The organism is Parasphingomonas halimpatiens (assembly GCF_036663795.1).
Classification (GTDB): Bacteria; Pseudomonadota; Alphaproteobacteria; order Sphingomonadales; family Sphingomonadaceae; genus Sphingomonas.
On sequence record NZ_JAXOJP010000063.1, the window covers coordinates 1 to 13,217 of the forward strand.

The window sequence follows — 13,217 nt, forward strand, 5'->3', positions numbered from 1 at the left end:
GGGAACGATCCATCGAAAGCTCGACCGCATGGGCAACCATCGCCAGCATCCGCATGATCACCCGCAGAATCGCAAGAGTCTCAATCAGTTGAGAAACTTTTGAATCAGGCTCTTAGGGCCGGTCGAGACTAGCGCGCGCTGTTTCGTTACGCCAGCGAACGAAAACGGTCCGGCGCATATCGCGTGGGATCGATCGCAGCGACGAAGGCTTCAGGCGAGACACCGAGCAGCAACGATGCCGCCAGCGCCGCCGCCGCCGGCGCGGTCTGGATGCCGAAGCCCCCCTGCCCTGCGCACCAGAAGAAGCCGGGCGCCGTCGGATCGAACCCGTAGACGGGCAAGCGATCGGGCGCGAAGCTGCGCAAGCCGGCCCAGCGATGCTCGACTCGCTCGACCTGCCAGTCGACGGCACGCTCGAAGCGATCGATCGCGATCGCGACGTCGATCTCCTCGGGCTGGGCATCGCCCGGTTCGGCGGCAATCTCGTCATGCGGACTGAGCCATAGTCGCCCGCCAGCTTCGGGCTTGAAGTAGAAGGTGCCGCCAATGTCGGAGACATGCGGCAGTTTCTCCGGGGGCGCCGGATCGGTGCGCAACTGCACCATGGTTCGCCGAAAGGGGCTGATCCCCAGCGGCGCGACTCCCGCACGCGCTGCAACCTGGTCGGCCCATGCCCCCGCGGCATCGACCAGGATCGTCGCCACGATCGGCTCGTCGTTCCCGATGTCGATCCGCCACGCATCGCCTGCGCGTACGGCGCCGCGCATGGCGCTGCCGAGCAGCAATTGCCCGCCATGTCTCCGCGCCGTGGCAAGGAACGCGGCGTGCAATCCCGCGACGTCGATATAGGCGCAACTTTGCTCCAGCACGCCAAGCGTCCACTCGGCGCGCAGCCCGGGCACGATGCCATGCGGGTCCACCGCATCAAGGATCACACCGCTGCCCTCGAACTCGGCAAGGAATGCGTCGATCTTCGCCGCGTCGTCGCGGCGGCCGATTTGCAGCGAACCGAGCGGGTCGAGAAATCCGCCGGCGTTCAGTGCGTCTCCCGACGCCGAGGTCAGCGGCTGGACATGCGGGCCACCATAGGTTTCTGACCAGAAGGCGGCGGAACGACCGGTGGCATGAAAGCCAGGCCGCTCCTCGGTCTCGAGAATCACGACGCTGGCCTGCGCCGCCACCGCCGCCGCCAGACTGGCCCCGGCAATTCCGGCGCCGATGATCGCGATGTCGTAACGCGCCAAGCGATCAGCCTCGTTGCGCACGTGCGGCGAGGAACAGATCGATCTCGCCGATCGCACGATTGCGCACCGAATCCACCTCGCGCAGCACCTCGTGCGCTGCTTCTTTGCCGAAGCGAACCACGCGCACGTCGGGCAGCTTGGCCGCAACCGTCAGCGCGGCCTTGGGATCGACCAGGCGGTCGGCATCGGCGACCAGCATCAGCACCGGCACGCGCATTGTCTTGAGTCGTGGATCGGCGCGCAACAGGCGCGTCGATGCGAATGCCTGCATCACCCAGCGCCAGCTCGGGGGCCCGAGCACCAGCGCGGGATTGGATTGCTGCCAGAAAAGTTCGTCTTCGTATCGGCTCGGATCATGCGTCAACAGCGCGAGCCGCGTCTCGCGCAGCGCCGGGACCTCGTTGCCCTTCCACGCCGCGCGCGACGAATTGCCGACACCACCGAGAAGGCGCGCGAGCCTTTCGCCGAGCGTGGCACCGACCGGGCTGTGCAGCCCCAGCATCGGCGCGATGAGCACTGCGGCAACCGGCGTAATTGCTTGCTCGACCAGCGCGCGCAGGACGATGTGGCCGCCCATCGAATGCGCCATCACGACCTGCGGGCCAGCCGCCTGCGGTGCCCAGGTCGCCCAGAATGCGCGAAGATCCGAAACGAAGGTCGCGAAATCGTCGATGTCGCCGACATGCGGATCGGACGAAACCCGGCCCGACCCGCCTTGCCCGCGCCAGTCGAGCGACGTGATCGACCAACCTTGGCCATGCCAGTGCGCAATCGCTTCAAGATATTTCTCGAACAGGTCGCCGCGACCCGCCTGGAACAGGATCGAGCCACGCGGCGTGCCCTCCGCCGGCCAGTCGAAGCGACGAAAGTTCCAGCCGTCGGGGCCGGTCCAGTGCGAGACGCGGGCACCGGCGGGGATCGCGCGGCGATACAGTGTCGGGGAAACCATGCGGCTGGTTACTTTTTGGAAAGCCCTGGCGTCTAGACAAATTACCGATGGGTGGCTTCAATCTGAATATCGCGCTCCTGGCAGCGCTCGTGCTGCTGCTCGTGTCGGCGGGCATCGAAGACGCGCGCACACGTGAAATCGCCAATTGGAAGAATGCCGCGATCCTCGCTTTGGCACCGCTCTGGTGGTGGTCGAACGGCCTTGCCCTGATGCCCGACATCGCCATCCAGCTGGCGCTGGGTGGCGTGGTCTTCGCGCTATTCTGCGTCGCCTTCTACTGCAACTGGATGGGCGGTGGCGACGTCAAGATGATCGGCGCGCTCGCTTTGTGGCTGCCCTTCGAGGCGCTGACATGGATGTTGATCGTGATGTCGCTGCTCGGGGGCGCGCTGACGATGATCCTCGTCGTGGAGCGACGCGTCCTGCGCAAGGAGGGCGTGCCCGAGATTCCCTATGGCGTCGCCATCGCGATCGCCGGACTCATCGCGATTCGCGAACCACTTATTAACCACTTGTCGTGATGATTAACGCGGCATCAATCGCGCCGCGCCCGAAAGGCCAGATACGTCATGGATAGTCGCAAGATCATTCTCCTGGTAGGTGCGCTGCTCGTCGCCGGCCTGACCGCGTTCATGGCGCGCAGCCTGATTTCGGGCAGCGCCGCACCGACCGCCAGCGCGGCCGCCGCGGCGGCGCAAGTCGATGGCCCCGAGGTTCTCGTCGCAACCCGCGCACTGCCGATCGGCACGATCCTCGACGCCACCGCACTCAAATTTCAGCCCTGGCCCAAGGAACTGGTCGACGGGGCGTATTTCATCAAGTCGACCACCGACCTGAAATCGCTTCAGGGCACCGTGGTGCGCAATGCCATCACCGCCGGTGCGCCGATCACCCAGGGCATGCTGGTCAAGCCCGGCGATCGTGGCTTCCTCGCCGCGGCGCTCGGCCCGGGCATGCGCGCCGTCACCGTGCCGGTGTCCGTGCAGACCGGCGTCGCCGGCTTCGTCTTTCCGGGCGACCGGATCGATCTGGTGCTGACGCAGACCGTCCCGGGCGGCGGCGACGGCCCGCCGCTCAAGGTTTCCGAAACGGTGATGCGCAACCTGCGCGTGCTGGCGACCGACCAGCGCACCGACAACACCACCGGCGAGGATGGCAAGTCGATCGTCAAGACCTTCTCCAACGTGACGATCGAGGCGACACCCAAGATCGCCGAGCAGATCGCCGTTGCGCAGACCCTCGGCTCGCTGTCGCTGTCGTTGCGCAGTCTCGCCGACAACGGACAGGAACTCGAACAGGCGATCGCCAGCGGTGATGTCCGTGTGCCCGAAGGTACCGATCCCAAGTCCGAAAAGGCCATGCTGGTCCAGCTCGCGACCCAGCCTCAAACGGGCAATTCGACTTTCGCCACGGGCGCCGACGTCTCGCGCTTCCAGCGCCGCACGGTGCCCGGCAAGCCTCCTGTCACGCTCGCCGTCGGCGGCGTTGCGGGTGGCGCGACCGCGCCGGGCGCAGGCGCATATCCAGGATCCGCCGTGGCGCGGGGGCCGATCGTGCACGTGGCACGCGGCGTGAACGTGACCGATGTAGCGGTCGGGGGGAACAAGTAGGATGCGTACGTCCAGGAAATCGCTCGGCTGGCCATTGGCCGCCGCGCTTGCCACGGCCACGATCGGCACCGCGCCATCCGTCGCCCCGGCGCAAAACGCGAACGCCTCGCCCGTCCTCCAGGTCAACACCGGCCGCGGGCGACTGGTAACCCTGCCCCGGCCGATGAGTGACCTGTTCGTCGCCGACGAATCGATCGCCGACGTCCAGGTCCGTTCGCCGACATTGATCTATGTCTTCGGCAAGAAGGGTGGCGAGACGACGATCTCGGCGACCGCCAAGGGCGGCGCGGTGGTCTATTCCGCCACGGTCCGCGTCGGCAACAACTTCGATTCGATCCAGCAGATGCTCAACATGGCGATGCCGGAGTCGCACATCGTCGCCACGACGATGAACGGCCTGATCCTGCTGACCGGCACGATCGGATCGCCCGGTGACGGTGCTGAGGCGGAGCGCCTCGTCCAGGCCTATGTCGGCGACGCCGTCAAGGTCCTGTCGCGGCTACGCACCGCGACACCGCTGCAGGTAAACCTGCAAGTGCGCTTCGCCGAGGTCAGCCGCAGCTTCGTCAAGAATATCGGCGCCAACATGCAGACCCGCGACACCACTGGCGGGTTCCTGTTCGGCGTCGCTTCGGGGCGCAGCGTCGGCACGATCGGCAATGTCGACACGTCGGCGTTGCCGATGCTCGACGCCTCGTCGAAATTCGGCTTCCCGGCCGGAACGATCAGCCTGCCGTTCGACCCCAAGCTCGGCCAGTTCGTCTATCCCAACTCGGGAACCGCCTACAATTTCAGCAATTTGGCAAGCGCGGCGCGGACTTCGCTCGGTTTTGCCGGCAAGCTGTTCGGCCTCGATGTGCTGAGCGCGCTCGACCTTGGCGAGCGCGACGGCCAGGTCTCGACGCTCGCCAATCCCAACCTGACCGCGCTGTCCGGCGAGACCGGCACCTTCCTTGCGGGCGGCGAGATCCCGATCCCTGTCAGCCAGGGGCTCGGCGCCGTCTCGGTCGAGTACAAGCAATATGGCGTCAGCCTCGCCTACACGCCGACCGTGTTGTCGGACGGCCGCATCTCGCTTCGTGTCCGACCCGAGGTTTCGCAGCTTTCCTCGCAGGGCGCCGTGACGATCGGTGGTACCACGATCCCGGCGCTGACCACGCGGCGCGCCGAGACGACCGTCGAGCTCGGCTCGGGCCAGAGCTTCATGATCGCCGGCCTGCTGTCCAACACGCACAACAATTCGATCGACAAGACTCCCGGTGTCTCGGACGTGCCGGTTCTCGGCGCGCTGTTCCGCTCGACCGCCTTCCAGCGCGACGAGACCGAACTGGTCATCGTCATCACGCCGTATCTGGTGAAGCCGGTCAACGCGAACGACATCGTGCTGCCGACCGACGGCTACAAGGCGCCGACCGATCTTGGCCGCGTCCTGCTCGGCCAGCTGGGTGGCGGCACGACTGGCGGCGATCGGCCCAAGCCAAGCGTCGCGGCACCGAGCGGCGGCGAGCCCGCCTTCGGTGCCAATGCACCGGTGCTTCCGGCCACGCCGCCCGTGCAAAGCGCCCCGCCCGCACCGGCACCGACCCAGCCGGTCCGCCGCGAGGAACCCGCCGCGACGATGGCGCCGCAACCGCAACCCAAAGCCAGGAAGGGCGCCGCCACGGCAACGCCCGGCTTCAATCTTTGAGCCCCGCGAGGATGATCCCCATGTTCAAGCGCAGCCTTACCATCGCCAGCTTTGCGCCGATGCTCCTGCTCGGCGCCTGTGGCGGGACGCAGAATCGCGGGCTCGAATCGGTCCATCAGCCAGTCGTCAGCCGGACCGACTATGTGTTCGACGTCAATACCGCCAACCGTGGTCTCGCCCCCGGCGAGGCCCAGCGCCTTGCGGGCTGGATGGCCTCGCTGCACCTCGGCTATGGCGACCATGTCACGGTCGATGATCCCAATCCTTATGGCGGCGGCGTGCGCGACGATGTTTCGGCGCAGCTCGCGCGCTACGGTCTGTTGCTGTCCGACGATACGCCCGTGACCGGCGCTGCGATCGCCCCGGGAACGGCGCGTGTCGTCGTCAGCCGCACCAAGGCCACGGTTCCGGGTTGCCCGGACTTCAGCCGGACCGGCGAGCCCGAATTCGAAAGCAACACCTCCTCCAACCACGGTTGCGCGATCAACGCCAACCTTGCCGCCATGATCGCCAATCCGGTCGATCTGGTGCGCGGTCAGCCGGGTGCCGATACGATCGATCCGGCTTCCGCCACCAAGGCGATCGATCTCTATCGCAAGGCCGCGCCGACCGGCGGCGGCGGCACGGTCGTGAAGAGCGAAAGCGCAGGGGGCAAGTAACATGAACGCGCCGTTCAATCCGGGTCGAGTCGGCCAGCGAGAGCCCTTCGTTGCCTATGTCTGCGATGAGACCACCGCCGAGGCGATCCGCCCTGTCGCGGTCGAGATGGGCTGGGCGCCCGAAAAGGTGAACAAGGGCGGTCTGCGCAATGCCGTGCAGTCGCTCTCGGTTTCGGCCAGCCCGATGATCCTGTTCGTCGACCTTTCCGAATCGGGCGACCCGCTCAACGACATCAACGCGCTCGCCGAAGTCTGCGAGCCGGGCACGGTGGTGATCGCCGCCGGCCAGGTCAACGATGTGCGACTCTACCGCGACCTCGTCGTTAGCGGCATCCAGGACTATCTGCTCAAGCCGCTCAATCCCGACGTGCTGCGCGAAGCCTTCACCCATGCGCAGATCACCCTCAACACGCCCAAGGCCAGCGATTCGAGCACCGAGCGGCCGCATTGCGCCACCGCTTTCATCGGCGCGCGCGGCGGTGTCGGTGCGTCGACCATGGCGACCTCGATCGCCTGGATGCTGAGCGAGAAGGGCAAGCGTACCACCGCGCTGCTCGATCTCGACGTTCATTTCGGCACCGGCGCGCTGGCGCTCGATCTCGAGCCGGGTCGCGGCCTGACCGATGCGATCGAGAATCCCAGCCGCATCGACGGCCTGTTCATCGAACGCGCGATGGTCAAGTCGAGCGAGACGCTGTCGGTGCTCTCGGCCGAGGCGCCGATCAACTCGCCGCTGGTGACCGACGGCAGCGCCTTCTACCAGTTGCAGGAAGAGATGCGCGCCGCGTTTGAATGCACGGTGGTCGATCTGCCGCGCAACATGCTGGTCCAGCATCCGCACCTGATCGCCGACATCCAGGCGGCGGTGGTGGTGACCGAGCTGACGCTGGCCGCGGCGCGCGACACGATCCGCATCCTGTCGTGGCTCAAGTCGAATGCGCCGCAAACGCAGGTCTTCGTCGTCGCCAACCGCGTCCATGCGAGCGGCGCGATCGAGATCAACCGCAAGGACTTCGAAGGCTCGATCGAACGCAAGATCGACGTGCTCATTCCGTTCGACGCCAAGCTCGCCGCGCAGTCGGCCAAGCTCGGCAAGCCCTTCGCCGATGCCGGCAAGGGCACCAAGACGGTCGCGCCGATGGTAGAGCTCGCCAACCGGCTGATGGCGCTGGGCTATGAGCCAGACACGACGCCGGGCGCAGCCAAGAAGAAGCCGACCAACGCCGGGACGTCGCTGATGGGCAAGTTCGCCGATCTGAAATCGTTCATGCCAAAGCGTGCGGCCAAGGCCAAATAAACCAAACGGTAACGACGCGGAGCGCTTAGTACCGTCATGCCAGTGATGTCGATCCTCATGCTCGGTGGCGGGGCCCTGTTGGTCCTGGGGCTGCTGGCGCTCGCGTTCAACGGGCCCTCCCCGGCGCGCGCCAGCGCGCGTCGCATGACGGCCATGCGTGCGCGGCACAGCGAATCCGCCGGCGTTGCGGTCGAGGCGCAGATGCGCCGCATCACGCAGAGCCGCGGCAACCGCGTCGACGCCGCCGCGATGCGCTTCCTACCCCGCCCGGCCGTGCTCAAGAAGCGCCTGGCGATGACCGGCAAGGACTGGACCGTCGGCCAATATGGCATGGCGACGGTCGGGATCACGCTGGTCGTCGGCCTGCTGCTGGCGATCAAGGGGCTACCCATCCTCCTGGCGCTGTTCGTCGGGCTGATCCTCGGCGCCGGCATTCCGCACATGGTCGTCGGCTTCTTCATCAAGCGGCGCGGCGCCAAGTTCAACGCCAAGTTCCCCGACGCGATCGAACTGCTGGTGCGCGGCCTGCGCTCGGGCCTGCCGATCAGCGAGACGATCGGTGTCGTCGGCGCCGAGGTCGAAGGGCCGGTCGGCGAGGAATTCCGCACGGTGTCCGACAAGATGAAGATCGGCCGCACGATGGACGCGGCCTTGCAGGACACCGCCGACCGGCTCGGCACGCCCGAATTCCAGTTCTTCTGCATCACCATCGCAATCCAGCGCGAGACCGGCGGCAATCTCGCCGAGACGCTCGCCAATTTGGCGACCGTGCTGCGCATGCGCGGCCAGATGAAGCTCAAGATCAAGGCAATGTCGTCCGAATCCAAGGCGTCGGCCTATATCATCGGCTCGCTGCCGTTCATCGTCTTCGGCATGATCTGGATGATCAACGGCAGTTACATGCAGACCTTCTTCATCGACCAGCGGCTGATGGTCGCGGGTGCCGGCGGCATGCTGTGGATGGGCATCGGTGCCTTCATCATGGCCAAGATGATCAACTTCGAGATCTGATGACCATGGCAGCTCACGGCCCCACCATCCTCGGCGTCGACGTCCTCTGGGTCGCCACCCTGCTTTCCGGGGTAGCGGCGTTCGCCGTGCTGCTCGCGATCTACGCCGTCACCACGGTCCGCGATCCGATGACCAAGCGGGTCAAGGCGCTCAACGACCGCCGCGAACAGCTCAAGGCGGGCATCACCGCCTCGACCAAGCGTCGCGCCAAGCTGGTCAAGCAGAACCAGACGACCGATCGCATTCGCTCGCTGCTGTCCAACCTCAAGGTGTTGCAGGAAAGCCAGGTCAAGGCAGCGCAGATCAAGCTGATGCAGGCCGGGATCCGTTCCAAGGAATGGGCCGTCGCGGTCATCTTCGGCCGGCTCGTCCTGCCGATCGTGTTCGGCAGCCTGATGGTTTACCTCGTCTACGGCACCGACAGCTTTTCCGACTGGACGCCGATCAAGCGTTACGGCCTGGTCGCGATCACCTTCATCGTCAGCTACAAGGCACCTGACATCTTCCTCAACAACAAGGTCAAGAAGCGCTCGGACGCGATCCGCAAGGGGCTGCCCGATGCGCTCGATCTGCTGGTGATCTGTGCCGAAGCGGGACTCACGGTCGACGCCGCCTTCCACCGCGTCGCCAAGGAACTGGGCAAGGCCTATCCCGAGTTGGGCGACGAATTCACCCTGACCGCGATCGAGCTCGGCTTCCTGTCCGAACGCCGCGCTGCGTTCGAGAATCTCGCCATGCGCGTCAAGCTCGACGCGGTGAAGGGCGTGGTCACAACCATGGTGCAGACCGAGAAATACGGCACGCCGCTGGCATCGGCGCTGCGCGTGCTGTCGGCCGAATTCCGCAACGAGCGCATGATGCGCGCCGAGGAAAAGGCCGCGCGCCTGCCCGCGATCATGACCGTGCCGCTGATCCTGTTCATCCTGCCGACGCTGTTCGTCGTCATCCTCGGGCCGGCCGCCTGCTCGATTTCCGACGCCTTCAAACACGGCGTCTAGCACCGAGCATCCCGCTTGCTACGAAGCGCCGTTCGCGGCAAAGATCGTTAACGCTTCGTATCGATCCGGGGAAGATCACAGGCATGTCGCTCGGCAATCCAACGAACATCGTCATCATCGTGCTGCTCGCCTTGGCGGCGATCACCTTCATGATCGCCAGCCTGACCGGCGGCGGCAAATGGCGTCGGCTCTATGACGAGGAGCGCGAGGAATATGCCAGCTATGCCGAAGGCGCCGACAACGAGCTGCGCGCCGCGCGGCAGCGCGTTGCCGAGCTGGAGCGCGACGTCGGCTCGCTGCAGCGGCAGCATGCCGATGCGCTCGCCAGCATCGCCAAGCTGAAGGCCGGGATCGCCGACTCGGCAACGCGCACGGCCGCGGTCGTGCCGCTGACGATCGTCCCGCCTGCGCCCCCTCCCGCGCCGGTCACCGTCGTTGAACCGCCGGTCGAGCAACTGCGTGGCGAACCGGAGACGGAAGCCGCGGTGACCGAGGTCGCGACGACTTCTGTCGAAGCGCCGGTGGCCCCGATCACACCGCTGCCGATCGCGCCCGAATCGACCGCCGACAGTGCCGCAGCCCGCCCGATCGCGAGCGTCGAGCATGCGCTATCCGAACTGCCGCCCGCGCCGATCAGCGGCATCACGCCGCTGCGCGCGCCCGACCCGGTTCCAGAACTCAGCGTCGCGCAGCCGGCGCCCGAACCCGACGATTTGCAAGATGCGGCGCTGCCGGACCACGTCGAGAGCGACGCGACCGCGGTCGCGCCGATCACACCGGAAGCCGCCTCCGCCGAGGAGGCCGTCGCGGACGCGGTGCAGGCGCAAGAGGTTCACGCCGAAGCGGTACATGATGTGGCTCCCGAGCCTGCCAGCGATGCGGCACATGCTACGTCGGAACCGCCGGCTATCGAAGCGGCCTTGCTCGAGCAGACGCACGAGCCCGTGACGACGACCGCGCCTGTCGCGCTGAGCGAGGAAGCCCATACCGCGCCGCTCGTCGAGGAGGCCGTGTTCGAGGAGATTCACGAGCCGCCGCATGGCGCCACACCAGTCGAAGCGACCGACGCGAACGAGTCGATCCCGCCCGCCGTCGAACAGGAGCCGACGGTCAACGAACCGATCATCGAAGCGGCGACCGCCGCCGACGAGCCCGTCGTCGCCACCACCCACGAGCCTGTCGTCGCCACCGTTGAGCCCCGCGAGGAGCCATTGCCGGTGGTCGCCGAGCCGGTTCCGGCCGACACCGCTTCCGCGGAACCGGCCAAGTCATGGTTCGGCTCGGGCCGCCGCGACAATCTGAACAGGCTCCGCGGCGTCGATACGCTCATCACCAACCGCCTCTTCGCGTTAGGCGTCACCACCTATGACGACATCGTCCAGCTGTCGCAGGAGGACGAAATGGCGCTCGAGCAGCGGCTTGGCGTTCCGGCGGGGTTCATTACGCGCGAGCAGTGGCGCACCCAGGCAAGCCTGTTGCGCTTCGGCAAGGAAGACGAGTTCAACGAGCGCTTCGGCAAGCTCTACGCCTGAGCGTCGTCAGCGCGGCGACATCGTCCGGCAGGCGCTCGCCTTACGCGCCGCGTCGATCTGCGGGAAGCGCGCGCGGTCGTCGATCAGGATGCGCACCAGCGCAATGCCGCTATCGCCCTTGATCGGCACCGGCTCGTAACCGAGCGGCGCCTGCCCCCCGCTGTCGCCGATCAGCGCGACGCGGATCGGGTTGCCGCCGGCCTGGACGTTGTTGCGCACGAACGCGACGTCGGTACGCGGATCGAACACCGACAGCGACCAATAGAGCGCGGGCACCGGCGCAACGTCGATCAGCACCGGCCCCTTGGACAGGTCGAACGGGCAGGACGAATAGGCCAGATCGGGGCTCAGCCGGACGATCGCACGCGAGTCCGACGTGGCGAGCGGCGACTGGAACAGGCTGTTGGTGCCACCCGCGCTCGCGATGCGCCAGGTCGCCATGCTCATCAGGACACGCGGCGTCTGCACCAGGGTGACATGATGCGCGACGCCGGCCAGCACCAGGCCGAGCAGCACAGGCGGGCCCCAGCGGCGGATCATGCGCAGGCCTCCCGCGTGATCGCGGGCAATTGCGTACGCGCCAGGTTGCCGCGCCCGGCATCGGCCGGCAAATAGGCGCGCAGCGTCAATTCGACATGATCGATCCCGCCGGTCGGCAGCCAGTGCCCCGGTTGGCGATCGGGCGACAACACCATGTTCCAGCGCGCCTGCTCGTCGGGAGCGAGCGCGGCGCTGCCGACCGAATAGACCCCGGCGTCGTTCTTCACGAGATAGCCGGCATGATCATAGACGGTGATGCTCCACCATTTCGCGGGCAGCGCGCCGCCGGAGAGGCGATAGCGGCAGCGACCGTCGAGCGGCTGACCGGCATCGTCGGTCGCGGCGGTGTAATAGCGCGCCTCCGACGCGGGCAGCGCGAGCAAGCCGCGCAGCGCGACGACCGCGCGCGTCATGGCGCTCGCCTGTGCCGTCCCGAAATCGATCCCGGTCACCCAAGGGCCGATCGACACGCCGGAACCGAGCGCACCGGCGCGAACGCTCCAGCCGGCAAGGCCGCTGCCGGCGGCGATGCCGACAAGGGCACAGGTGAGATAGCGGAGCCATGGTTTCATCATGACAGCCTAGGCCGATCCGGGGGTGCTCCGCAACGCCCGCGCCGCGCAGCGCCAACGCACTCGCTGTTTCTCCCAGTTACCTCGCTGTTATCTCGCTGTTCGGCGGAAGATTCTCCCTGTTACTCCCTGTTCCGCAGCGTTTTGACGTTTTTGGCCGAATCTCCGCCGTCCATTTCGCCGCGCTCCCTTTTATATCAATGATATAGAATGCCTCCCCGTCGAGCGAACAGGGAGCCGCATAGGGCCGGAACAGGGAGAAACCCCGTCGCGCGGCATCGCTTGCTTTTCAACGATGAGAAAAAGCCGAGTCGTTCGGCGCACATCATCAGCGACGCGCTGCGTGAAGTGAATCACCGCGAAGGTCAGCGCAGGTCGATCACCGCGCGCTGATAGGTTTCGATCACCTCCGCAATCGGACGGCCGGCAGCGTCGAGGACGAGCGCGCGGTGGCGGAAGAGCGCAGCCGGCGGCGTCGCGCCGTGGCGCCACAACATTTGCGACGCGAGGGTGCGACGAGAGATGCGCAGCGGCGCGACGACGGTGCCGAACGGCGTGTCGCTGGTGTCGAGCGCGAGGTTCATCGCCGGCGTCAGCCGCGCCGGCACATACCAGTTCTGCGCGTCGCTCAGCACATGGCCGGCGCAGGACAGCCTGACATGGCGATAGCCCAGCTGCTCGTCCGCGCCGACGGCGAGCTCGCGGCGTTGCCGGGCGGTCGCGGCGGGCGTCGTCTCTCTGATAACCTCGGCGTGAATTGCCGGATCGGCGACGCCGTGTTCCGCGCACCAGGCGCGTAGCGTCGCAGTGGCCGAGGGGGCAGCGAGCAGACGGCGGTTGAGATCGGCCGCCTCGATCCGCGCCGGCGACGGCGCGCGGGCAGCCGAGGGAAGCGGGCCGACGAACAGGAGCGCGGCGGCGAGGAATGCGGTTCGTTTCATCGTTGCCCTCGCAGGATTGCCCTCACCTCATACCGCGTCTCGCGGATCCGCACCTATAGGCCCTCCCCTTCAGGGCTACCAGATTCACACATTGGTCTGGTATCCGAGGGTTTGGATGGCACGTTTAGCGGCCTGGATTTCGAGCCATCCGTTGAGCATGACGACCGGGCCGGGTTT

14 protein-coding genes are annotated in these 13,217 nt (G+C 66.6%); 8 read left to right on the plus strand and 6 right to left on the minus strand.

Annotated elements, in window-relative coordinates; all coding sequences use genetic code 11:
- Positions 1-146: 146 nt before the first annotated feature.
- Positions 147-1,244, minus strand: a complete 1,098-nt coding sequence (locus U1839_RS25900; RefSeq protein WP_332806442.1) for an NAD(P)/FAD-dependent oxidoreductase — start codon at positions 1,242-1,244, stop codon at positions 147-149.
- A gap of 4 nt (positions 1,245-1,248) precedes the next feature.
- Positions 1,249-2,193, minus strand: coding sequence for an alpha/beta fold hydrolase (locus U1839_RS25905; RefSeq protein WP_332806443.1), 945 nt, complete (start codon positions 2,191-2,193; stop codon positions 1,249-1,251).
- Positions 2,194-2,240: 47 nt separating this feature from the next.
- Here U1839_RS25905 and U1839_RS25910 point away from each other — a divergent pair, with 47 nt between their 5' ends.
- Genes U1839_RS25910 through U1839_RS25940 form a run of 7 tightly spaced genes read left to right on the plus strand, consistent with a single transcriptional unit; the run spans position 2,241 to position 9,455 of the window.
- A complete protein-coding gene (locus tag U1839_RS25910) occupies positions 2,241-2,714 on the plus strand; it encodes an A24 family peptidase (protein ID WP_332806444.1) in 474 nt (157 codons plus the stop codon).
- 48 nt (positions 2,715-2,762) lie between these two features.
- A complete protein-coding gene (gene cpaB / locus U1839_RS25915; protein ID WP_332806445.1) occupies positions 2,763-3,803 on the plus strand; it encodes a Flp pilus assembly protein CpaB in 1,041 nt (346 codons plus the stop codon).
- 1 nt (position 3,804) lies between these two features.
- Positions 3,805-5,490: a type II and III secretion system protein family protein gene (locus U1839_RS25920; RefSeq protein ID WP_332806446.1), complete on the plus strand. Its 1,686-nt coding sequence runs from the start codon at positions 3,805-3,807 to the stop codon at positions 5,488-5,490.
- Between the two features lie 20 nt (positions 5,491-5,510).
- Complete coding sequence (locus U1839_RS25925) at positions 5,511-6,149, plus strand: CpaD family pilus assembly protein (RefSeq protein ID WP_332806447.1); 639 nt, start codon at positions 5,511-5,513, stop codon at positions 6,147-6,149.
- 1 nt (position 6,150) lies between these two features.
- Complete coding sequence (locus tag U1839_RS25930; RefSeq protein WP_332806448.1) at positions 6,151-7,446, plus strand: CpaE/TadZ family protein; 1,296 nt, start codon at positions 6,151-6,153, stop codon at positions 7,444-7,446.
- Positions 7,447-7,482: 36 nt separating this feature from the next.
- Positions 7,483-8,457 carry a type II secretion system F family protein gene (locus U1839_RS25935; RefSeq protein ID WP_332806449.1) on the plus strand — a complete coding sequence of 325 codons (975 nt, stop codon included), beginning with the start codon at positions 7,483-7,485 and terminating at the stop codon, positions 8,455-8,457.
- A 5-nt stretch (positions 8,458-8,462) separates the two neighbouring features.
- Complete coding sequence (locus tag U1839_RS25940; RefSeq protein ID WP_281125477.1) at positions 8,463-9,455, plus strand: type II secretion system F family protein; 993 nt, start codon at positions 8,463-8,465, stop codon at positions 9,453-9,455.
- On the opposite strand, the gene U1839_RS25945 is transcribed toward U1839_RS25940, so the two are convergent.
- Positions 9,439-9,606, minus strand: a complete 168-nt coding sequence (locus tag U1839_RS25945) for a hypothetical protein (RefSeq protein ID WP_332806450.1) — start codon at positions 9,604-9,606, stop codon at positions 9,439-9,441. The two genes, U1839_RS25940 and U1839_RS25945, sit on opposite strands and share 17 nt — an antisense overlap.
- On the opposite strand from U1839_RS25945, the gene U1839_RS25950 reads away from it, so the two are divergent.
- Positions 9,605-10,987 carry a helix-hairpin-helix domain-containing protein gene (locus tag U1839_RS25950; protein ID WP_332806451.1) on the plus strand — a complete coding sequence of 461 codons (1,383 nt, stop codon included), beginning with the start codon at positions 9,605-9,607 and terminating at the stop codon, positions 10,985-10,987. The genes U1839_RS25945 and U1839_RS25950 overlap by 2 nt on opposite strands.
- A 6-nt stretch (positions 10,988-10,993) precedes the next feature.
- Here the strand turns inward: U1839_RS25950 and U1839_RS25955 are convergent, their stop codons facing one another.
- From U1839_RS25955 to U1839_RS25965, 3 genes are all read right to left on the minus strand, one after another.
- Entirely contained in the window at positions 10,994-11,527 is a 534-nt protein-coding gene (locus U1839_RS25955) for a DUF1254 domain-containing protein (protein WP_332806452.1), read from the minus strand.
- Positions 11,524-12,099 carry a DUF1214 domain-containing protein gene (locus U1839_RS25960; protein ID WP_332806453.1) on the minus strand — a complete coding sequence of 192 codons (576 nt, stop codon included), beginning with the start codon at positions 12,097-12,099 and terminating at the stop codon, positions 11,524-11,526. The genes U1839_RS25955 and U1839_RS25960 overlap by 4 nt, the downstream gene beginning before the upstream one ends.
- Before the next feature lie 365 nt (positions 12,100-12,464).
- Positions 12,465-13,040: a hypothetical protein gene (locus U1839_RS25965; protein WP_332806454.1), complete on the minus strand. Its 576-nt coding sequence runs from the start codon at positions 13,038-13,040 to the stop codon at positions 12,465-12,467.
- Positions 13,041-13,217: the final 177 nt, after the last annotated feature.

Coding starts and splice junctions, on each gene's coding strand:
- U1839_RS25910 (WP_332806444.1), top strand. CDS start 2,241: ATGGGTGGCTTCAATCTGAATATCGCGCTCCTGGCAGCGCTCGTGCTG.
- U1839_RS25920 (WP_332806446.1), top strand. CDS start 3,805: ATGCGTACGTCCAGGAAATCGCTCGGCTGGCCATTGGCCGCCGCGCTT.
- cpaB (WP_332806445.1), top strand. CDS start 2,763: ATGGATAGTCGCAAGATCATTCTCCTGGTAGGTGCGCTGCTCGTCGCC.
- U1839_RS25960 (WP_332806453.1), bottom strand. CDS start 12,099: ATGAAACCATGGCTCCGCTATCTCACCTGTGCCCTTGTCGGCATCGCC.
- U1839_RS25925 (WP_332806447.1), top strand. CDS start 5,511: ATGTTCAAGCGCAGCCTTACCATCGCCAGCTTTGCGCCGATGCTCCTG.
- U1839_RS25955 (WP_332806452.1), bottom strand. CDS start 11,527: ATGATCCGCCGCTGGGGCCCGCCTGTGCTGCTCGGCCTGGTGCTGGCC.
- U1839_RS25965 (WP_332806454.1), bottom strand. CDS start 13,040: ATGAAACGAACCGCATTCCTCGCCGCCGCGCTCCTGTTCGTCGGCCCG.
- U1839_RS25905 (WP_332806443.1), bottom strand. CDS start 2,193: ATGGTTTCCCCGACACTGTATCGCCGCGCGATCCCCGCCGGTGCCCGC.
- U1839_RS25940 (WP_281125477.1), top strand. CDS start 8,463: ATGGCAGCTCACGGCCCCACCATCCTCGGCGTCGACGTCCTCTGGGTC.
- U1839_RS25935 (WP_332806449.1), top strand. CDS start 7,483: ATGCCAGTGATGTCGATCCTCATGCTCGGTGGCGGGGCCCTGTTGGTC.
- U1839_RS25950 (WP_332806451.1), top strand. CDS start 9,605: ATGATCGCCAGCCTGACCGGCGGCGGCAAATGGCGTCGGCTCTATGAC.
- U1839_RS25945 (WP_332806450.1), bottom strand. CDS start 9,606: ATGAAGGTGATCGCCGCCAAGGCGAGCAGCACGATGATGACGATGTTC.
- U1839_RS25930 (WP_332806448.1), top strand. CDS start 6,151: ATGAACGCGCCGTTCAATCCGGGTCGAGTCGGCCAGCGAGAGCCCTTC.